This window comes from Ruegeria sp. HKCCSA071 (assembly GCF_017872555.1).
Lineage (GTDB): Bacteria > Pseudomonadota > Alphaproteobacteria > Rhodobacterales > Rhodobacteraceae > Ruegeria.
On sequence record NZ_JAEDOX010000011.1, the window covers coordinates 48763 to 72142 of the forward strand.

Here is a 23380-nt window from a genome sequence, read left to right on the forward strand (position 1 = left end):
GTCAGTTCCGCGTGACATGGAGTTTATGTTTCTGCCCCAGCACGTGGTATTCGAACAGGCACCAGACATAGATGGTGGCCGAGTAGACATAATAGACCTGATGATACAGCAGGCATTTGAATGCGAACCACGGTCCGCCATGCCCGGACATGGCGCGCACCAGATCGAAATTGGCGACAAAGGCGACTGCAAGCAGCAATAAGGGCAGGGGCCATGCCCCCGGCCAGAATGGCAGGACCAGAAGCGACAGCAGCAACAACCCCGCAATTGCAGCCCGTGCCCGCTCGGCCATCGAGGTGTTCAGGTCATCCGTCAGCCCCTCGCGCGAGATCATCAGCCGGGCCCAGGGCAGGGCGCGACAGAAAATATCCGTGCTCAGGCTGTTGCGGATGGTCCAGACTTTCAGGTGTTTACCCTGCAGCTGTGGCTCGACAAGGATACGGCGACCGGTCCCCGCGATCCGATAGCCCAGTTCGATATCCTCGATCGACGGAACCTCGTAGGTTTTCACATCAAAGCCGCCGACCTCAAGAAACACATCGCGTCGGATGGCGCCACACCCGGCCCAGAAGGTGCGCGCCTCGCGCCGGGCGCGCTGATGGTGATAGCGATGCAGAAGGTTCTTGTAGCGCGAGAACCACGATTGCCCATCCGGCGCGTCGTCATACGATCCGAACACGGCGCCAACATTATCCTCGGACATGGCACGGCGGATATGCTCCGGGCCATCGGGCCACGCGATGACGTCGGAATCGACGAACCACAGGATGTCACCGGTGGCGTGTTCGGCGGCCAGGTTGCGCGCAGCCCCCGGCCCGCCATTGACCGGCGTGGTCAGAACCGTGGCCCCCATTTCGCGGGCAAGGGCCGCAGTGCCGTCCGGAGACTGGTCATCGACAACCAAAACCTGTTGCACCTGGTCGGTGTTCAGCATTTCAATCAGGGGTGTCAGGACACGGGGTAGCAGATGCTCGGCCTTGTAGGCGGGCATGACGACGCTGATGGAAAGGGTTTTATCTGAAGTCACGAGGTATCTCCGGCCGTGCCTTGCGACACTGACGAACGCTGAACAAGAAAAAGAAAGGCAGCCGTGAAAGGCAGCAGCCACATCACGCGCGCACCATATCGGTCTGCGGGTTGCGAGACCCCGCCACAGACCAGTGCGTTCACTGCAATCCCGATCAGAATGAACAGGGCGAACAGTTTCAGCGGTGGGGCAACTCGGCCGGGCCATAGCAACAACCCGATCACAATGATCGCCGAGATCAGATAGATTGTCGCGTGGATGGAATTGACCGGACCCAGCCAAGGCTGATCGCGCGTCAGGACAATTTTGTCGAGAACCGCCAGCTGCGCCTCCGGCAGTCCCGAAAGCGATTTTGCGTTTCGGATGACAGCCTCGTTCGGGATAGTCATCTCGATGCTGTTCATTCCCAACTGGGTGAACGCATTTTTGCCAAGTGCGTATATCGTCCCGAACGGCCGGGCGGCCAGAACCTGCAGGAAAAAGGCCCGCTGTTCGGCTGCTACGGCCCGCTGGTCCTCAATCGGCATCAGCCGGAAAGACCCCAGCTTTTCGGATTGCTCGAAAATGATATGAGTAGCGGTCATTCGGTAAGGGTCATCGGACCAGGACAAAGCCTCGTGCAGGGCGCAGGTTGCCAAATTGGTGCGCGGACAGACATCATCCAAATAGTCCAGGCCGGGGCCGTCAACGATCAGACGTGCCGTGATATAGGGTGTATAGATTACCTCTTTCCGCGCAACGGTTTCTGTTGCGAACTCAAATGCTTTGCGCTCGGCAATGGCCAGCGCAACAAGGCATATAACAAACCCTGCCGCAAGCCATCGCCCGTATCCAAGACGCAGCAAGGCAGCCAGCACGACAAAGGGCACCATAAGTACGGCAATCCCCAGATGCGAGGGGTGCAGGACCACCGCGAACGCTGCCAAGGCCAGCGCGCCCAGCCATTCTATCAAGTTCATGTAACGACCTGCGGCAACAACCGCCGCAATCAGGATCAGCATCACCGATGTGAAAATATCCGGCATGACATAGGCGATATAGAAGGGCAGTGAGGTCACTGCCCCCGCTAATAAGGGAATGGTCACCAGTTGCAGCGTGCTACGCCCGGTTTGTGCGCTGCGCTGCAACAGGCGCATCGTCAGCCAGACTGCGAACAACAATGCGGCCAGATGAACCCCTGCAACGGCCCCCAGCGCATCGCCCCGCCAGAAAGTCGCAACCAGCAGCGCATAAGCCATCGAGCGTGATCCGCCGGTTACCTCATCCTCTTCACCGTTTTGTTCTGCCTGGTTACCACTTGCCCCATTTTGAGCACCGGCCGGTTTTGGTGCAGGCAGGATAAGTGAGAGCGCTATATTGCCCTGTCGAAAATAGCTCCCAGTATCAAAGTAATAGAGAGGGCCGCGATTGATAACCAAAACCGCCAGACAAATGACCACCGTCGCTGCAAACAGCAGAGCCCCTCTGAACCTTCGGGGTGATCTTCCCGATGCAGTTTGCGCGGCCATCACCGTCCTACAGCTCCTTCATCGCCATCGCAGCAGGCTGAAACAGGCAGTTGTTACCTTCAGCCACTTCCCGGATGCATATCCCAACCAAAGCGCCCAATTTCATGGCGCTGGTTACACCCCCGGACGAATTCATCAGCGGTTCTCGCAATTTCTGCCGCCTCAGGCACAACATCAATTCGCATTATCTCCCTGCTTACAGGCAGGCACTTCAAACAAACGGGTAAACTGCAAAAAAATCCGATCGAAAATAAGCGCCTGTACTCAGTACAATAACAACTCGACGCTACACGAAACTTCCGGTGCGTCGAAGGAGAAATATGACAAGCTTCGGGGTTCATATCTTTTTCCAGGCAGGGGGCGTCTACAGACGCCATGCATTAGCTTTATCGCAGACAGTGTCTCGTTTTGGCTGAAATTGTTTCCCGTCCGAAATGCAGTGCGATCGGGCCTGATCTCAGGTGCAAATTTTATTTTTGCAAGACGATTGGTGCGGTGATGCAGGCAGGACAGCGGCCAAACCTTATGCTGTACGTGTCAGCAGGTCCGCTCACCAGCCTCTAACAGCGCGCGCACCATGAACATGAACAGAGCATGACGACCTCAGCCACGCCACGTTCATCTACCGTTTTTATATTTCTCCGGACCCCACTTCGTCAGTAATCAGTTCCCAGTTTTCGAAAATGAAATATAGACCCGAAGTAGATGGATTACGTGCGATCGCGGTAGTGCCAGTTGTGTTTTTTCACGCTGGCTTTTCACTCTTCAAAGGCGGTTTTGTCGGCGTCGACGTCTTTTTCGTAATTTCGGGTTATCTGATTACCTCAATCCTTCTTAAGGAACTCGAAGCTGGTACGTTCTCTCTTCTGAAATTCTATGAGCGCCGTGCCCGACGCATTCTTCCCGCTCTGGCAGTTATGGTCGCCGCCTGCATACCGGTGGCGATTTTCCTGATGACACCGACGGAAGCAAAGAATTTTGCGCAAAGCGTCGCGGCCGTCGGCCTTTTTGCTTCGAACGTATTGTTCTGGGTCGAGAGCGGTTATTTTGATCTCGACTCGGAAGAGAAACCGCTTCTTCACACTTGGAGTCTCGCGGTAGAAGAGCAGTTTTATATCGTATTCCCGCTGCTTTTGCTGCTGTTATGGACCTATAGAAGAAAACTGCTTGTTCCCATCTTGGTGCTTTTGGCCCTGCTCAGCCTTGTGCTGTGCGAATGGGGTGCGCGAAATGCACCAAGCGCCACATTCTTTCTTGCGCCGACGCGTGCGTGGGAGCTGTTGGCCGGATCGTTCTGCGCCATGATCCTGCGACGTGGCACCACCTCCCATGATTTGCTGGCCGCATTGGGTGTCGTGATGATCGGGGTCTCCATTTTTGCCTTTGGTGAGACGACTCCATTCCCATCGGTCTATGCCCTGCTTCCGGTCGGTGGCACAGTCTTTGTAATCCTGTTTGCCGGACCGACAACAGCAACGGGAAAACTGTTGGCCAAGCCCGTCTTCGTCGGTCTCGGGCTTATCAGCTACAGCGCCTATCTTTGGCATCAACCGCTCTTTGCCTTCGCCCGTCTCTGGACGCCATGGGCCCCATCGCCAACCGTTCTCATCTGCCTGATCATTCTGACATTCGTGATCGCGTATCTAAGCTGGCGCTATGTTGAAACGCCGTTCCGCCGCACTTCGGGGCCGCATTCCATTGCCCGGCGGCCGGTTTTCATCCTGGCGGTCACGGTCTCATTGTTGTTTGTGGCATTCGGCGGCTGGGGACAGATGACGAAAGGCTGGCGCAACGCCTATCTGGCGCGCATGTCTGAAGCGGAGAAACGCATACTTACCCTGACCGAGCATGCGTATAATGAACAACTCGCCAATGCGCTGTCGCGTTTTGATAATGGCGACTGCGTCTTCGACATCCGCACGATTGATGAGACCGCACGTCAGCGTGCCACCAACTGTGCGCAGAAGTATGGTCCCGGTGTTCTCGTTCTGGGCGACAGCCACGCGATTGACCTTTACGGTGCGGTTATAACCACATCACAGGCCAATGAGCCCTTCATAGTCGGCGTTGTCTCAGGCGGGTGTCGTCCACATACGCTTTTGCCTGGTTGTGCTTACATGGAACTTGCTCAGTTCATTGAAGATCGCCCAGATGTTTTTGAATTCGCAGTCTATGAACAGGCGGGGTTTTATCTGTTGCACGGGGCCGGGTTTGATTTAGGCGGAAGGCGTATGTTCGAAAGGTTGTCGCCAAATGAACCCGTACCCCGTTTCGAGCCCCACATGGGTTATGTTCAGGCCGTAAAGGAGTATCTGGAACGCATCGCATCCCATATTCCGACAGTCTGGCTATCCCCCCGGATCGAGCCACATATTCAACCGACCTTTATCCGGAAGGCGGGATGTGATTACCCTTATATGCTTCGCCCCGGAACGGAAGAGGTCTTTTTGAAACTCGAAGCTACGATCGCCGAAACTCTTTCAGCATCGCCGGTGGAATTCATGTCACAACACAACTTGCTCAAACTGTCTTTCCCAGAAGACTTCTTATCCTGTGATGTTCTTTTCTGGTCGGATGGTGACCACTTCAGCAACGCAGGTGAAGAACGATTTGGAAAAAGGATGCAGGTTGTTCAGAACGCACGCGCAGTGCTTGGGCTGGAGCGGAAGTGAAGCTCTTGGCGCCTGACGTTCCGTGAGCCCCTGATTCTCTTAACAATTACACCACCCATGTTCACAAAAGAGAAACAAACTAATCTATAAGACTACATTATGCCCTCATGGGCACCTAGATGCCGCAAAAAAAACATAATTTCTCAAAAAGACCTTAGCAATCAAACAGAAATGATTTATCAATCTTAACAGTAGGTGCCGTGCTAGGGGTATGCATGGACTCTGTTAGGTGGAAATAAAAGGTGGGTCCTTTAATGTTTAGAAATTTGAAAATGATGCTTGTGGGGCTTGTAGCCGCTGTCTTTATGAGCAGTTCGGCCAGCGCTCTGACACAGGTATCTGCCGGCGGCAGTTATGACATCACATCCGATAACCTGTTTTTTGGCGCGGTTGACACAGCTGCGGGCGGGCCGGGTGTCTACTCTGTCAATTTCACTTCGCCGGTTGATCCTCTGTCCGCATCTGCGCAAGCAACCATCGGCATTCGTCTGCTGACCAACGCTTTCCCGCTGGGCCTGACCGTAAGCTGGGTCGATGCAAACAACCCCTCCAATGTATTGGCCTCGACATCTGTCCTGGGCGGTGTGACAACGACACTGAGCACAATCTTCAGCAGCCTGTCCCCAAACACCCTGAGCCAGAACCTCGTGTTTAGCTGGGCTTCTTCTGCACCAAACGTGTCCTTTGACTTTGATGTGGCTGCAGTTCCGCTGCCGGCCGGTGGTCTTCTGCTTCTGACTGCACTTGGCGGTCTGGCCCTGACCCGTCGCCGCAAGGCTGCCTAAGCAAAACACACAAATCTGACCTACATGACCAGGGGCCGCTTTGCGGTCCCTTTTCAATTGGCTTGATCAGATATTACCGCCCGATGCCTGGCGCAGCATCCAGACCATCCTCTGACATCTGAGCCGGAATAAGGTGGTGATTGCGCGCAAGACCTCACCGGTTGAGGCCAATTTGTTACTGGATACAACTTTCGGGGTGTGTACGACTGCGCTTGCTGGCATGGCCAATGCACGAATAGCCCACCGCAAACGCGATGCAGCATTTGTTCCGTTCAACTGATATCCCTCTTGCGTCGTCCGTCGCCATTTGGCCTTCAGGGCCGGCCAGTCCTGCCGGGATGGATGGCTGACGCAAAACTCGTCCCGGTAAATCAGACTATAGCCCTGGGCAACGGCGCGCATGGTCCATTCCCGATCCTCGGATACGCCATTGATGAACCCACCGATCTTGTCGAATACATCCCGTCGAGTCAGCAGGTTACCTGCCCCGGAACATCCCTGAACTTCAATGTACCGGCGGAAATTAAAGGCAAATACAGCCTCAAATGCCTCGGCACCGCTGCGGGGTGACGGGGTTTCATCAAACACGTCAACCCGGCCTCCGATCAAATCTGCCAAATCTGCGATCTGGCGTCCGACCGTCAGCCAATCCGGCGCAGGAACACAATCCGCATCGATAAAAAACAAACGTGGCGCCGTCGTTTCCGCTACGCCACGATTGCGCGCATGGGCTGCTCCCTTTTGCGGCTCCACCAGAAAGCGCACCTCGGGGAAGGCCCGCCGGATGCCATCCAGCGAAATCGGAGAGTTGTTGTCTACAACAACGACTTCGGTTCCACCCAGGTCATTTTTCCTGAGTGCGTGCAGGCATCGTTCCAGCCTTGGAAGGTCGTTATAATGAGGTATGATTACCGCATCGACCGGAGCTTCTTCAGTACGTGCCGTACTCATTCCCGAAGGCCCCACTGATATACCGGCATTTGTTCAAAACAATTCCCATGACATTCGTGAGTTCTGCCAATTGCCGCTCGGCGATGTCGATATGATCAATGCTTGTTTCTTCCGCTGCTGCCAAAAGCAAAGCGCAGTCGACATTCTTAAGAAAACCATGGCTGTCGTCGCTGGCCATCAGTGGCGGCGTGTCAAACAGAATGACATCGGGTTTGTATTCCGCTTCGAGCTGCTCCAGAAATTCGATTGTCCGCCGGCTTTGCAGAATTTCTGCAGGGTTGCGTGTTGAAGAGAAGTTCAACCCGAAAATCACGTTGTTACCGTGGCGCAGTGCGTGTTCGTGAAACGGCACTTTCCCCTGGATGACATCAGCCATACTGTAATTTCCGGTTTGCTTCAGTATCTCTGCCAATCCCCTGCGCCGCATGTCGAAATCGATCACGATCGTGCGCAAGTCCTCCTGTCTGCTCAGGCTGAATGCCAGATTTGCAGCTGCCGTACTTTTACCGCACCCGCTATAGGGAGAGGTAAGCGCCACTCTCCGCCAGCCTTTGGACAAGGTCTGCTGCAACATCTTGGTCCGCAACATGTCATAAGGCGTTGCATCAGCCCCACCGTTAAAAGACATCAGACGCTTGCGGGAGATGAGCCCTGGGTCAATCACGATCTCGGGTACAGTCAGCCAGATGTCCTCATCCGCGCTTTCCTGGGGAACATGCAGCTGTTCTTCAGTTACTGGCTGCAGTGGTTGAGGCTGTTGACGGCTGTCTCGTGCCCTGCGGGCCTTCTGAATCGCCTGCTGAAGACGGTCCATTACACCCTCCTTGATTCAATCAGAACAGAAATCACTAGAACACCCCAAGCTTGTCGATCACTTTTTCAGCGAACAGATCCAGTGGCAGATAATAGGTATGCACAGCCCAAACGCCTGCAGGCACACCAATCATAATCACCAAAATGACCGCCACCCAAGCGACGCGCTGCCTCATTATCTGGCCCCGGGACCTCACATAGGGGATCGTCGCGATGGGCCAGACATCCAGCTTGTTGATCAAATCTTCCGGCCTTCGCGCTGCGCGATTTAGAAGTTCTAGCAAAACAACAAGAGCCAGACCCATCGCGAAACCAACGAAAGTTCCTCCACCCGCAATCATTAGACGATTGGGTTTAGCTGGCGAGCTCGGCACGGCCGGGTGTTCAATCACCGAAATACGTTGGCCCTGTGACGTGACCTCAATCCGCTCACCAGTCGAAGCCGACGCCAGACGCGCGACTGCAGTATTGTACTGGGCCTGGATATTATTCTCGTCACGCTGCAGCTCGGCTAGTATAATCGCATTCGCCGGAGTCTGATCGATTGACAGCGTTACTTTTTCAAGGTTCTCCTGAGTAATCGCTCTTTGATCTTCAAGTGCCGCTATTTGAGAATCAAGTTGGGCCAGTTGCAGGTCCAGCGACGAGTTTCCTGTTTGTGTAGTCGACGGAGACGAGCCAGCTGTCTGCTCAGCTGCAACAACTTCTTCCAAACGATTAATCCGGGCGCGTAGAAGCTTAATCTGCGGGCTACTTTCGGAGTAAATCCCTAGTTGATTGTCAAGCTGGTTGCGCAACTGGGTCAGTTGCTGCTGCGCCTGCGTCTGAGGCTGCTGCCCGACGGTCGTAATCTGACCGGTCGTGCTGTAAATTTCTAACAATTTCTCACGTTGGTTTTGCAGTGAAAAAATCTGTTGGTCTGCCTGCTGAAGACTCGCTTGCAATGAGCCTTGCTGCGCCATACGGAATTGTAGGCTGGCAGGCAGAGCACCAGCATTCTCATTTTGAAACTGGAGAATCCGCGCACTGAGCTTGTCGAGTTCGCCACCCAAACGATCTACCTCTTGCTCGAAGAATTCCAGTGTATCCGAAGCTCGCTCTTTGCGATAAGCCACATCAAGCTTCTGAATTTCCGTCAGATACTCGTTAAGCACCCCTGCAGCAATTTGACCAGAGCGGCCTTCAAATGTGATTGTCATCAGGTTCGCCTGGTTGCGCCCGGAAGAGATGCGTATCTGAGTCTTTGTACGCAATTCATCAACTATTTGATCCGGACTAGCGTCTTCCTGATCCGGCAAAATCTCGAACTTGCGTGAAATATCAAGAAGAACCGGCCGCGTCAGCAAGCGCTGCTCAACAATTTGGAGCTGCTCGCCAGCAGTAGTAGTAACGGTGCTGGCTGCCAAGCTTCCCGGAATCTGCGGAGATTCAACAATTAACCGCATCTGTGAAACATAAGTTGGTGGTAAAGTCATAGCGACCGTAACCGAAATCGCAGAGACAATCGTCGCCACAATGAGGAAATACGGAAACCGCCGCAGGAAAATGGAGAAATAGTAGCGTGCAGGACCCATCTTAGACCGTCAGCTCCTTCTCAAGTGAGTTTCCGCCAAAGAATACGCCATCATCGATCACCTGATTGATGATGGTTTCGTCGACCTTGTCCGCTTCATTTGTCCAGGCATAAAGCAGGGCAAAGTCGCAGAACTGATTGACCAGGCGTGGTACACCGCGGGTCTGCTGAAAAATCACCTTGCAGGCGTCTTCTGTAAACTCGCCGCCGGACCCACCGGCCGTTTTCATTCGATGCCTGATATAGGCTTCGACGGACGACTCATCCATCCGTTCCAGATGAAAACTTGCGGCCACGCGCTGCGTCAGCTGGCGCATCTTGGGGTCCAGAACCATGTCGCGCAATTCAGGTTGGCCAACCAGAACAAGCTGGATCAGTTCGTCCGTGTTCGAGTTGATATTGGTCAGCATACGGATTTCTTCCAGACCTTCGACTGTCAGGTTCTGCGCTTCGTCAAAGATCAGGACCACCCGCCGCCCTTCGGCATATTCCGCAACCAGAAAATCCTGCAAATCCCGGAACAATTGAACATAGGGGGCGTCGTTGTTAATTGGCAGACCCAACGCATGCAGAACCCATTGCAACAGCTCTCCGCGACCACCCTGCGCATTCGAGATCAGCCCAACGGTGATCGACTCTTCCATTTCACTCAGAAGATGCTGCACCAGGGTTGTTTTCCCAGCCCCGATCTCGCCTGTCAGCACTGTAATGGGTGCGCAGCTCATGATGCCGAACTGCAGCACCGAATACCCACGCTTGTGCAGCGGTGACCAGTACATGAATCCGGGGTCCGGAAGCAGTGTGAAGGGCCGCCGATCGAGCCCGAAATAGTCTAGATAAAACCCGTCACTGGACGCCATTGCACCTCGGTTGCTTTCCGCCTTGTCAAACCTCGTACCGGCCCCCTGGAGATTATCCAAACTTAAACTCTGAACCACCAGAAATCCCTTACATAAAGAACACGTCACATAAACAAAAAGTACTTGGGTACTACTTTGCCACAAAATCAAGATAGCAGGCACCACTAAACTGCACACGCGATGAATTGACCTGCCGCCCCCTTCAATCAGAAATATTTCTCGCAATTGTTTCCATCTACGCCTTTGAAAAATCCCGTCGATAACGCCTCGGCAATCCGGCAGGAATACGAGTCAAAAATGCCTCTGGGAGGTCAAAATCAGCTCCAAAAGCATAAAATTTTATCTATTGTACCCAAAGCGGAAACGGAAATCCTTGAACTTTCAACAGAACAGTTGAGCAAAGTTTCACGATACCGTTAGAAAGCTCTCGTACTAAGTCGTTCTGAGGTGTCCTTGCCAGTATTATTGTTTTGCAAGCCAAGCCGAATTTGTTAACACTTGATTACGGGAAAGTGGCCTCGCGAGTGAGAAAACGCAGGGTAGAAGTGGTATAAAAATATAATATTTTAAGTATATGTAGTTGAGGTCGAGCGTGTTCTGTTCCTGAGTTTGGTAAGTGGTTCGTGAGTATTTGTGTGTGTTTGGGGGTTTAAATAGTGACAAGTCATTCAAAAGAAGTGGCCAACGCTGGCGCGGGCTACTCTAGCATCTCTGTTATGCCGACCTCAGTTCAGCACCCGGGGTTCTACAGAGGTGTGGGAAAACGCATCTTTGATATTGCGTTTACACTGCTTGCAGCGCCCTTCGTCGTTCCGATGGTTGTGCTTCTGGCCGTATTTCTGGCCAGTCAGGGCGTAACACCGTTTTACCGGCAGGAGCGGGTTGGAAAAGACGGCAAGGTTTTCAAGCTGCTCAAACTGCGCACCATGGTGCATGACGCTGAGGCCGTGCTGAAAGAACATCTGGCAGCCGACCCCGAAGCCCGGGAAGAGTGGAATCGCAACCAGAAGCTTCGCAACGATCCACGCATCATTAAATTCGGCACATTCCTGCGCAAATCCTCAATGGATGAACTGCCGCAGTTCTGGAACGTTTTTGTGGGTGAAATGTCCCTGGTCGGACCTCGCCCGATGATGGTGAACCAACAGGAACTGTATCCCGGCAAATTCTACAATGCGATGCGCCCTGGTATTTCCGGGTTTTGGCAAGTGTCCAAGCGCAACCAGTCTTCATTTGCCGAACGCGCTTATCACGACACAAACTACTGGAAAAGCATGTCGTTCGGCACAGATGTGTCAATCCTGATCCGGACTATCTCTGTCGTCCTGCGCGGCACCGGGTGTTAAACCCGGAACGCGTGGCCGGGTAAAACTGTCGGCTGCGTGCGATTTCGTAACTTTTGCGGGAGTGCAGCATTGAGCAGAGCCGGAACCTCTATCAACAAATTGCTGGCCAGCGCCCTTTTGGCCGCAGCCCTGCTATTGAGCGCGTGCGACTCGGCCGAAGAACGCGCGGAGGCGCATTTCCAGGCCGGAATGGCTCATCTGGAAGCCGGTGACGTCGAGCGCGCATTGGTCGAATTCAAAAACGTCTTCAAACTGAATGGGAAACACAAAGAGGCCCGCCTGACCTTTGCCAGGCTGGAGCGCGAGCGGGGCAATATCCGTGGTGCCTACAGCCAGTATCTGAGACTGGTAGAGCAATATCCGGACAACCTCGAAGGACAGCGCAGCCTTGCCGAGATGGCACTGGAAATTGGCAACTGGGATGATGTCAGACGTTACGGCGGCGCTGCCGCAGCACTGGCCCCGAACGATATCGAAATCAAATCCATCAACAACACGCTGACTTATACCGACGCGGTCAGAAATGGCGATGCCGCAGGCGTGGATTTCACTGTCCACACCGCCCTCAAGATGATCGAGAAACACCCCGATCTGATGACTGCGCGGCAGATCGTGATTGACCATCTGGTCCGCGACCAGGACTGGACCGGTGTCTTGAACGAGACCAGTGCGGCACTTGATATCAACCCAAAGGAGGAAAACCTTTACGGGATTCGCCTCCGCGCGCTGCGGGAACTGGACAAGCCCACTGAAATCGAAACGCTGCTCAGACAAATGGCATTTGTGTTCCCTGACGATGAAGGCGTCGAACAGTTACTCGTCCAGCATTTTATCGACCAGGGCAATCTGGATGCCGCAGAACAGATGCTGCGCTCAGAGGTGGACCCAAAAGACACAGATTACATGCCAGCCCAGCGTCTGGTCGCGTTTTTGAACGAAAATCGCAGTATATCGGCCGCGATTACCGAACTGGATACGATCATCACGCATAACGGACCCAATACCGCACGCTTCAAAACGATACGCGCCGCATTGAAATTCCGTTCTGGCGACAAACAGACCGCAATTGCCGAGATGCACGCATTGCTTGAAGGCGCGCAACGCACCATTCAGACAAGGGAAAACGAGGTGGAATTTGCAAGAATGCTGTTCCAGACCGACGACCCCGGCGCAGCAAGAACCTTGATTGAAAACGTGCTTTCAGAAGATCCCACCCAAGTTGAGGCGCTCAAGTTCAAGGCATCATGGTTGATTGAAGAAGACAATATCGGTGATGCCATTGTTCAATTGCGCGAAGCGCTTCGCCAAGACCCCCGCGACCCGCAATTGATGACCCTTATGGCTCAGGCTCATGAACGCAATGGGGACAGGGAGCTGATGGGGGAAATGCTGGCCCTTGCGACGGAAGTGTCGCGAAATGCACCGGAGGAAACACTGAACTATGCTCAATTTCTGATCTCCGAGGGCGATTCTGAAATTGCTGAACGCGTTCTGATCGCGTCCCTGCACCAAAACCCCAAAGAACCAGATATTCTGTTCCTGCTGGGCGAGATTTATCTGAGCGTGAACGACTGGGAACGCCTAGAAGTCGTACAACGCTCTATCAGAGAACTCGACACCCCCGAAACGCGACGTCTTGCGAATGAGCTCAAAGCCCACATGCTTGCCGCCCAAGCACGCACAGAAGACCTGACAGCCTTCCTGAGCGAGTTGGCAGATGATCCTGAATTCGGCCTACCCGCCAATATCGCGCTTATCCGCTCAATGCTGGCGCAGGGGCAGACGGTTGCCGCCTTTGTTCGTCTCGACGAACTACTTGCGGAAGACCCGGATTCACTGCCGGTTCGGTTGGTCAAAGCCCACGCCCTGACCGACGAAGGCAAACGCGGCGAAGCTGAACAGCTCTATCGCGCGATCCTCGAGGACTATCCGGATACAACGCGTGCATGGTTGTCACTGCACGCTCTGGTCGCTGAACGCAACGAGGCTGAACTGGCCAAAAGCATCCTGGCCAACGCCCTGACCAGATTACCCGACAACCCCGATCTTCTCATGTTGCGGGCGACAGATCACGAACGCTCCGGAGAACTGGACCAAGCGATTGAGGTCTACGAAAAACTTTATCCACTCAGCAACCGGTCCTTGGTTGTGGCTAACAACCTGGCCAGCTTGCTGACAACCCATCGCAACGATGACGAAAGCCTGCAACGCGCCAGTGTTTTGGTGAGGCGCCTCCGCGGCACCCGCGTGCCCATATTTCAGGAAACCTATGGTTGGGTTGCTTACAGGATGGGCAATTACGACGAAGCCGTGAGCTACCTTGAACTCGCGGCGCGAGCATTCCCCGATCACCCCACAGTTCTTTATCACCTAGGCAAAGCTTATGCCGCTGTCGACCGTCGAGAGGACGCCCTGCGCGCATATCGCGCGGCGCAGGTGACAGGAATTGCCCTGAACGTTTCACCTTCGCTGGAGGAAGAAATCGAACAGGTCAGCCCTACGGACAAGCTCGGGCAATATTGATCCAAAGCAAAATCCGCTGCAAATCTGCCGCATCTCACATCCGTATTAAACGCTGCAGATTGTTTCATTACTAATGAGTCGGCATAAAGGGGAAAAATATGAGAGACTTGAATATGCGGACAGTAATCGGTTCATTGATTGCGTTTGTCATGACAATGGTCGTGGCAACCGCAGCTTGGGCGCAATCCTATCAGATCCAGCCGGGTGATGCGCTAACGGTTGAAGTTCTTGAAGACCCCACTCTGAACCGAACCGTTCTGGTTTTGCCGGATGGATCCATTAACTTTCCTCTGGCTGGGTCACTTCGGGCAGCTGGTCAATCCACCACCGGGCTCAGTTCATCTCTTTCGACAGCGTTGGCCTCAAACTTCAATACGCCACCAACGGTTTTTATCTCAATCGCATCGCTGGCACCTTCGTTACTGCCAGGCACCGTCGGCGCGACTGGTCCGACGATTGAAGTTTTTGTTATGGGCGAGGTCAACATACCAGGAAAACACCTGGCAACCGAAGGGACAACCCTGCTTCAGGTTTTGGCTCAAGTCGGTGGTCTGACCAATTTTGCGGCTCGCAAACGCATCGAATTACGCCGGGCGGACAGCAAAACGGGTGTAATGAACAAATATACTTATAACTATAACGGTTCAGGGGCAGGTATTAAAGGCAATACCGTGCTTAAGGCCGGGGACGTCGTGGTCGTGCCGGCACGCCGCTTGTTCGAATAGGAGCTGATACAGGTGGGGAAATCCAGTTTCAGGCTGTCCACCGCATTGGGGGCAGGGGTTGTTTTTGCAATTTCACTGGCACCGGCGAGTGGACAACAAGCCCCGACATCACTGCAAACACTGAGTGCCAGCAAGCAAACAACTCTGCAACAGACGACTGTTCCTTCCACACAAACTCAACAAACACCCAGTCTGCAGCTCATTTCACAGCAAGCCCAGCGAAATCCGGCGCGGCAGGTCGGTCTGCTGACAACAGGCCAACAAACCGGCACGGGTACCGGCCTGACGGTTACGCTGGATTACCTATCTTCGCTCAAGCATGATGACAACCTACGCCTAACTGATCCGTCACTTGGATCCACCACCTGGTGGGAAAATACGTTGTATTTAAGCGTTTTGAAGCAAACAACAGATTCCACACTGAGCTTCGATCTGTCAGGGCTATACCGCATCGCCAATGAGCCAATCATCGGAACCGAACACAGTTTTTCAGATCCTTTCTCGCGATTGTCTTATCAACGGGTTAGAGCCAACAGCCGGCTGAGCCTGCTTGCCCAGTATCGCGAAAGGGATCTAGCCTTCAACCGGTCGCTGACCGATATCAATTTGGATGGCATTATCGATGCCGCTGATGTGATCGGTACAGTCGGCGATCAGATCAACACCCGTGGAAACTTAGACTGGGAGACAGGTCTGAACGATCCACTGGGATTGCGTTTCACCTACAACCACAACGAACGCACATACTCAAACACAATCTCACCGAGTCTATTTGACAACAGCTCCGATGACTACGCGGCAACCGTATTTCTTAGGGCTTCCCCGGTTTTTCAAAACAACCTGCGTATCAGTTACACGGATTACACAGCAGATGACGCGGTGCAAACCGACCGGCAAACAACGACAGTGTCGACCGGCGTAACATACAATGTGTCTTCCATCACTACTATCAACGCAAACATTGGTTACACTCAAGTTGATGATACACAACGAGTGAGCAACATAAGTAACGTTACAGAAAATTTCGTTTGGAGCTTTTCTTGGAACAAATCACTGCCAGACGGCTCGGCAAATATACTGCTTGACCAGACGTTCGGAGTGAACGGTGTCAGGACTAACACCACCTTTGGCCGGAGTTTCCAATTGACCAACGGAGTATTCGGGTTCAATGTTGGATTTACTAGAGGTCCTTTCGACGAAGTCACACCAATCGGTCAGATAGACTACAGTTATCAATTGGCCAGCTCTCAAATCGGTGCAAAAATCCAGCGCCGGGTCGGTACTAGCACACAAAGTATTGAGACCCGCCAAACAGTAGTGTTCCTGACCTACGACTACTTTATCAACCCGGTTTCCGCTCTAAACTTCAGCGTTAATTTCGTTGATCAGGAAAATGACGGCTCAGGCCCGTCCAACCCACGTCAGCGTGGTACTTTCGATGCATCCTATACCCGCGCGATCACAAAGGATTGGGCGCTCAACGTAGGCTATCAGTACGAGATGGACGACCAGAACGGCTTTAAGGCGACCTCGGACTCGGTCTTCCTGACGCTTGGGCGGAGATTCACTCTCAAACCTTAAAAAGGTAGCTCAGAACAATCCGATCTCTGCTTGTTGATTGTATCCATATAAGATCATAAACGCAGGGGCCGAGGGGGTTACAATTTCTAGGCGCCTCATATTATGCATGATGGTTTGTGATGCATCGTCTCGATTCGAACGACAGCCGCCGCAAAGTGCTTGAGACGGCCCGAATCGCCCTGCCTGCCATCAACGCTGCGGGGCTGTTTTGGTTTGTCCTGTTGCTGCTCGGATCATTGCCCATTTTCTGGATTGGCATTGTCTCGCTGGGCGCGGCGTGGAGCACGCCGGAATACAGTCACGGACCGCTGATCCCCATTATTTCACTGTACCTGTTCCTGCGTGAATTAAGGGACATGCCGCCGCCCAATCCCATCGTGCGCGACCGCTGGCCCGGTGTGGCTGTGATTGCCGTGGCCCTGACCATCGCCCTTCTGGGCAATCTGACCCGTATCCCGGATATCGTCACCTATGCGATGATCATCTGGGTGGGCGGCGTCATGGTGACCGTCTTCGGCTGGCAACGCGGGAAATACCACCAATTGCCCGTAATCCATCTGGTCTTCATGCTGCCCCTGCCCCAGTTCGTCTACTGGAAGCTCACGATCTTCCTACAATGGATGTCGTCCGAGCTGGGCGTCTGGTTCGTGCAGCTCGCCGGTGTTTCGGTCTTTATCGAAGGCAATGTCATCGATCTGGGCGTCTATAAACTGCAGGTGGCCGAGGCTTGCTCGGGCCTGCGTTATCTGTTCCCGATCCTCAGCTTTTCATACCTCTTTGCCCTGCTCTACCGCGGTCCGATCTGGCACAAGGTGGTTCTGCTGGTCTCGGCCGCGCCGCTGACTGTCCTGATGAATTCCATCCGCATCGGCGTGATCGGCATTCTGGTCAATCAGCATGGCATCGAACAGGCCGAAGGGTTCATGCATTTCTTCGAAGGCTGGATCATCTTCCTGCTCTGCGTCGCCATTCTGTTCCTGATGGCGCTCGGCTTGCAGCGTCTGGCTCCCGATCCAAAGCCCTTTGCCGAGACAATCGATCTGGATACCGAAGGGCTGGGTACCGTCGCATTGCGTATCTTTGCCATCCGCGCCTCAGTCGCGCTGGCTCTCGCGGCGCTTTTGACGCTTGCGGTCTCGACCGCGTGGACACTACGTCCCGCCTCCGAGGTGAAATCCGTCGAGCGGGACCCCTTCGTCCTCTATCCGCGACAATTGGGCGACTGGTCGGGGTCGACCACCAGCCTTGATCCCAATGTTGAACGAACTCTGGGCGCCAGCGATTACCTCCATGCCACTTATATCGACAGCGGATCGGGTGATTTCGTGAACATGTTCGTGGCCTTCTACGACAAGCAAACCGAAGGCGAAGGCATCCATTCACCCGAGGTCTGCCTGCCCGTAGGTGGCTGGGAAATCTTCAGCCTTGAGCCATATGAGATCAATCCGGGCGACACCCCCTACGGCAGCTTTACCGTCAACCGCGCGGTCATCCAGAAAGAGCTGTCAAAGCAGCTTGTCTACTACTGGTTCGAACAGCGCGGCAAACGCATGGTCAACGATTTCCGCGCTAAGATGAGCGTTATTCAGGACGGGTTCACCATGGGCCGGACCGACGGCGCATTGGTTCGATTTGTCACCCCCATCCTGCCCGGCGAAACCGAGGCGGATGCAGATGCGCGACTACAGCGGTTCATGGAACCCAGCCTGAACCGCCTGCCGCGGTTTGTGCCGTTTTGATCTAAGGTAAAAGTCCGGCTTGGTTTCCCTCGATTGCAATCGAAAAATACTCCGGCGTGCTCAAAGACAGACGAATAAAAGAGGTCCCGAGGCACTGCCCCAATCCTCCCACGACCCGATTACTTTGTAACACAACCACCTTATCCTGTCACAATTATCAAGCTCGACTGGAAGGGCTCAGCTGCCGAAGGCCTGAACTAAAGCGTTTCGACTTGAACTTGAATCGGGGGAATTGAACGAACCCGCTGACGCGGGAGGGGCGTAGCTATTGGCGGGAATGGCCCCCTGGTGGGAAGGTTTGGTTGCTGAGACCAACCTTTATCAGGAGACCATCCCATGGCTGATGCCACATCAGCGGTAAGCCCGCTGCGCTTCGAACGCGGTTTCAGAGACTGATTGAGGAAGGGTTAAGCGGGCGTGCGGCGGCGTTGCGTCTGAAGCTTTCACCAGCAACAGGTGCGCGACGGGCGCACCAGGTGAGAACCAGAGACCATACTGAACCAACCCTCCATCCGCGAGGTGCTTGTCCCCGAGATCGCACCCGGTACCGTTGTCATCCTCGACAACCTAGCCACGCACCGGAGCAAGGAAGTGAAGCAGGCCTTGCGCGACCACGACTGCTGGTTTCTCTACCTGCCGCCATACTCGCCTTACTTGAACCCGATAGAGCAAAGCTGAAAGCCCACCTGCGACGGGTCGGGGCAAGAACCTTCACAGAAGTCTTCGACGCCATTGGAAAAACCTGCGATCTCTACGAGCCAGCAGAGTGCTGGAATTACTTCAAGGCTGCCGGATATATCTCAGTTTAATGTCGAAACGCTTTAGAAAATGCACATAAGCGAATGAGCTGCCAACGAGAGACTTTTAGGGTCCTACCCCTTCCAGATCCGCTGATACGCCGCGATCAGCGCGGGTACCTGATGGGGCCAGGCCATCTCGGCCTCGACCCGGGCGCGGCCATAGCGGCCCATGGCGGCGCGGCGGTCGTCATCTGCCAGCAGCTCGGTGATCTTGTCGGCCATATCCACCGGATCGTTGGCCTTGGCGTAAAGCGAGGCCTCCTGTGCCGAGAACCGCCCTTCGGTCACGTCGAACTGAACGATGGGTTTTTCGAACGCCATGTATTCAAGGATCTTGTTCATGGTGGATTTGTCATTCATCTCGTTCACCCGATCCGGGTTCACGCAGACATCTGCGGTCGACAGGATCTCAAACAGATCCTGATCCGGCGCGCGGCCGGTGAAGGTGACATAATCCGACAGGCCCATTTCAGCAGATTGTTCGCGCAGCTTGTCCAGGCTGGGGCCCCCGCCCACAAGACAGAACTGGATGTCGTCGCGGCCCTGAACCTTGACCAGATGCGCCACGGATTCCAGTAGAAGGTCGATTCCTTCCTGATCGCCCATGACGCCGACATAACCCACCATGTATGTCCGCCCGTTGCGCCACGCGGGGTTCGGGGGCAGGTGCTGCAACCGGCTCAGATCGGGGCCCGAGCGAACCACAAAGACATCCTCGGGCGCCATGCCGCCGCGCTCGATGGCGATCTTGCGATAGCTTTCATTGGTGGCAATCGACACCCGTGCCGAGGCGAAGGTCAGCCGCTCGAACGTCTTCATCAGCTTCCAGAAAAAGCCGCGTTTGTCGAACTTGGCCTCGTAAAGCTCGGGGTTGATGTCGTGGTGATCGAACAGATAGCGCACGCCAAACAGCTTGAAGGGTAGTGCCACCAGAAAGATCAGATCGGGCGGGTTGCAGCCATGGATGACGTGAAACCCACGGGTGAACTTGATCTTCAGTGACAGCCAGCTTTCCCAGAACAGCGCCGCGCCATATTCCAGCAGATATCCCAGCGCGCCGCTGGCATCCAATGGCAGCGGGTGGCGATAGACCTTGATCCCCTCGTCTTCCCAGACGCGTTCCTCATGCCCCTTGCCAGTGGGACAGATGACCGAGACCAGCGCGCCTGCGGCGGCCAGCGTGCGGGCCTCCATCCAGACGCGGCGGTCAAAGGGCACGGGCAGGTTTTCCACCACGATCAGAACCTTCAGCCCTTTCAGCGGCTGGCTCTGGCGCAGCTCGTCGAACGAGATCGGCTGAACAGCGGATACAGGGCTAGTCATATTCATAGGTTCTTATCACCTCTGCATCGCCAAGGTTCAGCTCGTTCACGATCCTGTTCGATCCGACCACCAGATCCCATGGCCCGGCCTCGGCCGTGGCGCGATCAACCAACAGGCGGCCCACATTGGGCAGATGGGTAAAGGCATAACCCAGGTTCTGCCCCCGCAGATCGGCAGGCTTGATGGCCGGATCATAGACCGACAGCTGATACCCAGCCTGCAGCAGCCGCCGGGCAATATCGACATTGGGGCTTTCGCGCAGATCATCGGTTCCGGCCTTGAAGGCCAGCCCCGCCATCAGCACCCGACCGCCTTCGGGCAGCCGCGCCATGATGTCCTGCGCCTGATAGGTTTTATGCGCCTGATTGGTCTGCAACAGGCTGTCAATCAGATGGGTATGGGCCCCCACCTCACCCGCAATATGCTGCAATGCACGCACATCCTTGGGCAGGCACGAGCCCCCGAACGCGCCGCCCGGACGGGTGTAATAAGCCGAGATGTTCAGCTTGGTGTCCGAGACGAAAATCTCGTGCATGGTTTTGGCCGACACGCCCATGCTGTGGCAGATACGGCCGATCTCATTGGCGAAGGCCACCTTGGTGGCATGCCAGGTGTTGTCGACGAATTTGGTGATCTCGGCCTCTTCAAAAGCGGTGTAGAACACCGGCGCGTCCAGACCCTCGTGCATTTCGTCCATCACCGCCGAGCGATTGCCACCGGCTGTACCAACAACGATCTTGGGCGGGTTGAAGAAGTCATCCACTGCCGACGCCTCGCGCAGGAATTCGGGGTTATAGACAATCTCGACCGCCTGCGCCGTCCGCTCGCCCAGATAGCTTTGGAAGATCGGCTCGATCAGCTGCCGCACGGTGCCCGGCCGGAAGGTTGACCGATACGCCACCGTCAGAGGCCGCGCCCGATCCGGCGATACGGTTTCGGCAATCTGACGCGTCACCTCGGCCACAAAGCTCATGTTATGCGAGCCGTCAGTGGAACTGGGCGTGCCCACACAGACAATGGCCAGATCCACATCCCCGAGATCCGGCATCTCGACCACGGCGCGGATCAGATTTTTCCCAAGCGCCTCGGTCAGCAGCCCGGCCACTTTCGGCTCCTTGATCGGGGGCTGGCCTGCGTTGATTTCGGACACCTTGTCGGCGTTCACATCAATGCCGATCACCTCGTGCCCTTCACGGGTCAGACAGCACGCTGCCGTGAAACCCACATACCCCAAACCAAAAATCGCAATCTTCATACTGTAATACTGCTCTAAAACCGATATCCACGCACGCATAACTGCTTGAATAAAATCTTCGTTCTGCCCTACTTGGCATCTTTAAGTATTTAAGGTCAAATTCATGAAAATGTTCACAGCCTCCCGTGACATCATACGCCGCAATGCTGCATGAATTATGATTTGTATGTAGTAGATGGAGTATACTTTTGAAATTGAACAAAAACATGCACTATGTAACGTGAGATCAACTAGGCAAACTCAACAGCCAAGCTTCAAATCAACACATTGGATCCGGTTTCTTGAAAGGCCAAAGGCAACTGTTGCGATCCTCGCGGGGGAAACACTAGCTATAAACTTAGATCATTGTCCTCAGAATGGAAAATTTAACTTGTGAATAAAATCTCTAAATACCACCCAAAACGTAGCACACTAACCCGCAGCTCTGCTCTAGCTGTGGGGGTTGCTACGCTTCTGGCATCCAGCGTATTTCGACAGGCTCTGGGGTTCTTTACGCTTGCGTTTACTGCACGCTTGCTTCGGCCTGAAGATTTTGGAATTATTGCTTATTTCATGATCGCCGTAGCGCTATTCGAAATGTTGCAGCGGCAGATTGGGTTGGTACTTATTCGAATTGATGACGTTACACTTGAGCATCTGAACACCGTTTTCACATTCCAAATCGTGTTCGGGCTTTTTGCTGCATTCCTTCTTTGGGTCATCCAGCCCTTGGTGACTCTATTTAACACCCCTCATCTGGTAGAAATTTTACCTTACTTATCAGTGCTTTCCATACTTGTAAGTTTGCGCAGCCCCCGCTTTCTACTGTACGAGCGTAGTTTGCGGTTCTCTCAAGCTGCTGTAGAAGAAACACTAAACCGCATCGCATACTCTGGAGCAGCCATTTATCTAGTCTGGCTTTGGCGGGACTTCTGGGCTGTCCTTGTAGCCGTATTCGTAGGAATGGTAGTGCGAAGCACCATCACTTTCGCGATAGCTCCGATGTTACCGAAACTTTCAGTGTCACGGTGGCGAGAATGCTTGACGTTTTCTTCTTGGTCGGCTGGTGCTCAACTCTCTCAATTTTTTGCTAATAATATGCCTCAGCTTTTCATTGGTGCCACACTCGGTCTGGCTGACGCTGGTTTATACAGGGTTGGAACCCGGATCACTGAAGTTGTCACAACACATTTCATTGCTCCACTGCAGCGCGTAATTTATCCTGGCTTAGCAGATGTTGCCCGGTCTACTGATCGAAAAAGAGAAGCGTTCATTCGACTAAACGCCCTACTTCTGGCAATTGTACTTCCAGTGAGTGTCGGCACCGCATTGGTATGCAAAGACGTGATCTTGGTAGGTTTAGGTTTCAAGTGGATTGCCGCCGCACAGGTCATCTGGGTGTTAGCCCCGCTCAAAGCTATGGAAACTCTACAAGCAAATGTACGCGCCGCTAGCTATGTCGCAGGCTCGACAAAAACGCTATTTATGCGAAACTTAATTTTGCTAATACTCGTGTGTTTCTACATGTGGGTTGGAACAAGATTTGGCTTTGGTGGTGCGCTGGTGGCATCCGGAATGTCCAGTCTTACTGCACTGTTCATCACCCTTATCCTGGCTAAAAGCTTTGGAAGTGGCAGCTTTTGGGAACCACTCACTGTTGCTTGGCGGAGTTTCATCGCCTGTGGAATAATGGTCATAGCTGTAATTTGCGCCGACCTGATCCTTCACTCAGGGACACATGTGCCACGTTTACTTGTCATAGTACTGGTTAAGGTTTTTGTAGGTGTAGTGGTTTACACGATAGCACATATCGCCTTGTGGACACTCGCGCGGCGCCCGGAGGGCTTTGAGACCTCGGTATTCGCCTTGCTGACACGCCTTGGTCGCAGGCTAAAGCAATCGCAGATATGACATGTTCTT

At 54.1% G+C, this 23380-nt stretch carries 16 protein-coding genes and 1 pseudogene; 9 read left to right on the top strand and 8 right to left on the bottom strand.

Going from position 1 to position 23380, the window contains the following annotated elements; translation table 11 throughout:
• Window position 1: 1 nt before the first annotated feature.
• Entirely contained in the window at window positions 2–1027 is a 1026-nt protein-coding gene (locus tag I9188_RS16780; RefSeq protein WP_209507444.1) for a glycosyltransferase family 2 protein, read from the bottom strand.
• On the bottom strand, window positions 1024–2265 hold the full coding sequence (locus I9188_RS16785) for a hypothetical protein (protein WP_209507443.1): 1242 nt from the start codon (window positions 2263–2265) through the stop codon (window positions 1024–1026). Before I9188_RS16785 ends, I9188_RS16780 begins: the two co-directional genes overlap by 4 nt.
• A gap of 953 nt (window positions 2266–3218) precedes the next feature.
• Between I9188_RS16785 and I9188_RS16790 the strand changes: the two genes are divergently transcribed.
• Window positions 3219–5207 carry an acyltransferase family protein gene (locus I9188_RS16790; RefSeq protein WP_209507442.1) on the top strand — a complete coding sequence of 663 codons (1989 nt, stop codon included), beginning with the start codon at window positions 3219–3221 and terminating at the stop codon, window positions 5205–5207.
• 275 nt (window positions 5208–5482) lie between these two features.
• Window positions 5483–5992: a VPLPA-CTERM sorting domain-containing protein gene (locus tag I9188_RS20305; protein WP_245223740.1), complete on the top strand. Its 510-nt coding sequence runs from the start codon at window positions 5483–5485 to the stop codon at window positions 5990–5992.
• Window positions 5993–6058: 66 nt separating this feature from the next.
• On the opposite strand, the gene I9188_RS16800 is transcribed toward I9188_RS20305, so the two are convergent.
• From I9188_RS16800 to I9188_RS16815, 4 genes are read right to left on the bottom strand one after another with little or no spacing between them, the layout of a single operon-like run.
• Window positions 6059–6943 carry a glycosyltransferase family A protein gene (locus I9188_RS16800; RefSeq protein WP_209507441.1) on the bottom strand — a complete coding sequence of 295 codons (885 nt, stop codon included), beginning with the start codon at window positions 6941–6943 and terminating at the stop codon, window positions 6059–6061.
• Entirely contained in the window at window positions 6924–7757 is an 834-nt protein-coding gene (locus I9188_RS16805) for a CpsD/CapB family tyrosine-protein kinase (RefSeq protein WP_209507440.1), read from the bottom strand. The genes I9188_RS16800 and I9188_RS16805 overlap by 20 nt, the downstream gene beginning before the upstream one ends.
• A 34-nt stretch (window positions 7758–7791) precedes the next feature.
• Complete coding sequence (locus I9188_RS16810) at window positions 7792–9330, bottom strand: lipopolysaccharide biosynthesis (protein ID WP_209507439.1); 1539 nt, start codon at window positions 9328–9330, stop codon at window positions 7792–7794.
• A 1-nt stretch (window position 9331) separates the two neighbouring features.
• The gene (locus tag I9188_RS16815) at window positions 9332–10189 is read right to left on the bottom strand and encodes an AAA family ATPase (protein WP_209507486.1); all 858 of its coding nucleotides are present in this window, start codon (window positions 10187–10189) and stop codon (window positions 9332–9334) included.
• A gap of 755 nt (window positions 10190–10944) precedes the next feature.
• Here I9188_RS16815 and I9188_RS16820 point away from each other — a divergent pair.
• The 6 genes and pseudogenes from I9188_RS16820 to I9188_RS20310 form a co-directional block, all read left to right on the top strand.
• Window positions 10945–11535: a sugar transferase gene (locus I9188_RS16820; RefSeq protein WP_348540350.1), complete on the top strand. Its 591-nt coding sequence runs from the start codon at window positions 10945–10947 to the stop codon at window positions 11533–11535.
• A 69-nt stretch (window positions 11536–11604) separates the two neighbouring features.
• Window positions 11605–14058 (top strand): tetratricopeptide repeat protein, encoded by a 2454-nt coding sequence (locus I9188_RS16825; RefSeq protein WP_209507437.1) that lies wholly within the window; start codon window positions 11605–11607, stop codon window positions 14056–14058.
• A gap of 98 nt (window positions 14059–14156) precedes the next feature.
• Window positions 14157–14783 carry a polysaccharide biosynthesis/export family protein gene (locus tag I9188_RS16830; protein ID WP_245220679.1) on the top strand — a complete coding sequence of 209 codons (627 nt, stop codon included), beginning with the start codon at window positions 14157–14159 and terminating at the stop codon, window positions 14781–14783.
• Between the two features lie 12 nt (window positions 14784–14795).
• Window positions 14796–16364, top strand: coding sequence for a hypothetical protein (locus tag I9188_RS16835; RefSeq protein ID WP_209507436.1), 1569 nt, complete (start codon window positions 14796–14798; stop codon window positions 16362–16364).
• Between the two features lie 119 nt (window positions 16365–16483).
• The gene (gene xrtD / locus I9188_RS16840; RefSeq protein ID WP_209507435.1) at window positions 16484–18103 is read left to right on the top strand and encodes a VPLPA-CTERM-specific exosortase XrtD; all 1620 of its coding nucleotides are present in this window, start codon (window positions 16484–16486) and stop codon (window positions 18101–18103) included.
• 522 nt (window positions 18104–18625) lie between these two features.
• A pseudogene (locus I9188_RS20310) lies at window positions 18626–18912 on the top strand (transposase); the annotation flags it as partial.
• Between the two features lie 63 nt (window positions 18913–18975).
• Here I9188_RS20310 and I9188_RS16850 read toward each other — a convergent pair.
• Together I9188_RS16850 and I9188_RS16855 are read right to left on the bottom strand one after the other, a co-directional pair.
• Window positions 18976–20232: a glycosyltransferase family 4 protein gene (locus I9188_RS16850; RefSeq protein WP_245220678.1), complete on the bottom strand. Its 1257-nt coding sequence runs from the start codon at window positions 20230–20232 to the stop codon at window positions 18976–18978.
• Window positions 20219–21481, bottom strand: coding sequence for a nucleotide sugar dehydrogenase (locus tag I9188_RS16855; protein ID WP_209507433.1), 1263 nt, complete (start codon window positions 21479–21481; stop codon window positions 20219–20221). Before I9188_RS16855 ends, I9188_RS16850 begins: the two co-directional genes overlap by 14 nt.
• Window positions 21482–21853: 372 nt before the next feature.
• On the opposite strand from I9188_RS16855, the gene I9188_RS16860 reads away from it, so the two are divergent.
• Window positions 21854–23371 (top strand): oligosaccharide flippase family protein, encoded by a 1518-nt coding sequence (locus I9188_RS16860; protein WP_209507432.1) that lies wholly within the window; start codon window positions 21854–21856, stop codon window positions 23369–23371.
• The last annotated feature ends 9 nt before the right edge of the window (window positions 23372–23380 follow it).

What these genes read in the sequence shown, in the direction of transcription:
- I9188_RS16810 (WP_209507439.1), bottom strand. Translation starts at nt 9,330, where the DNA reads ATGGGTCCTGCACGCTACTATTTCTCCATTTTCCTGCGGCGGTTTCCG.
- I9188_RS16855 (WP_209507433.1), bottom strand. Translation starts at nt 21,481, where the DNA reads ATGAAGATTGCGATTTTTGGTTTGGGGTATGTGGGTTTCACGGCAGCG.
- I9188_RS16785 (WP_209507443.1), bottom strand. Translation starts at nt 2,265, where the DNA reads ATGGCTTATGCGCTGCTGGTTGCGACTTTCTGGCGGGGCGATGCGCTG.
- I9188_RS16790 (WP_209507442.1), top strand. Translation starts at nt 3,219, where the DNA reads ATGAAATATAGACCCGAAGTAGATGGATTACGTGCGATCGCGGTAGTG.
- I9188_RS16800 (WP_209507441.1), bottom strand. Translation starts at nt 6,943, where the DNA reads ATGAGTACGGCACGTACTGAAGAAGCTCCGGTCGATGCGGTAATCATA.
- I9188_RS20305 (WP_245223740.1), top strand. Translation starts at nt 5,483, where the DNA reads ATGCTTGTGGGGCTTGTAGCCGCTGTCTTTATGAGCAGTTCGGCCAGC.
- I9188_RS16805 (WP_209507440.1), bottom strand. Translation starts at nt 7,757, where the DNA reads ATGGACCGTCTTCAGCAGGCGATTCAGAAGGCCCGCAGGGCACGAGAC.
- xrtD (WP_209507435.1), top strand. Translation starts at nt 16,484, where the DNA reads ATGCATCGTCTCGATTCGAACGACAGCCGCCGCAAAGTGCTTGAGACG.
- I9188_RS16830 (WP_245220679.1), top strand. Translation starts at nt 14,157, where the DNA reads ATGAGAGACTTGAATATGCGGACAGTAATCGGTTCATTGATTGCGTTT.
- I9188_RS16815 (WP_209507486.1), bottom strand. Translation starts at nt 10,189, where the DNA reads ATGGCGTCCAGTGACGGGTTTTATCTAGACTATTTCGGGCTCGATCGG.
- I9188_RS16850 (WP_245220678.1), bottom strand. Translation starts at nt 20,232, where the DNA reads ATGAATATGACTAGCCCTGTATCCGCTGTTCAGCCGATCTCGTTCGAC.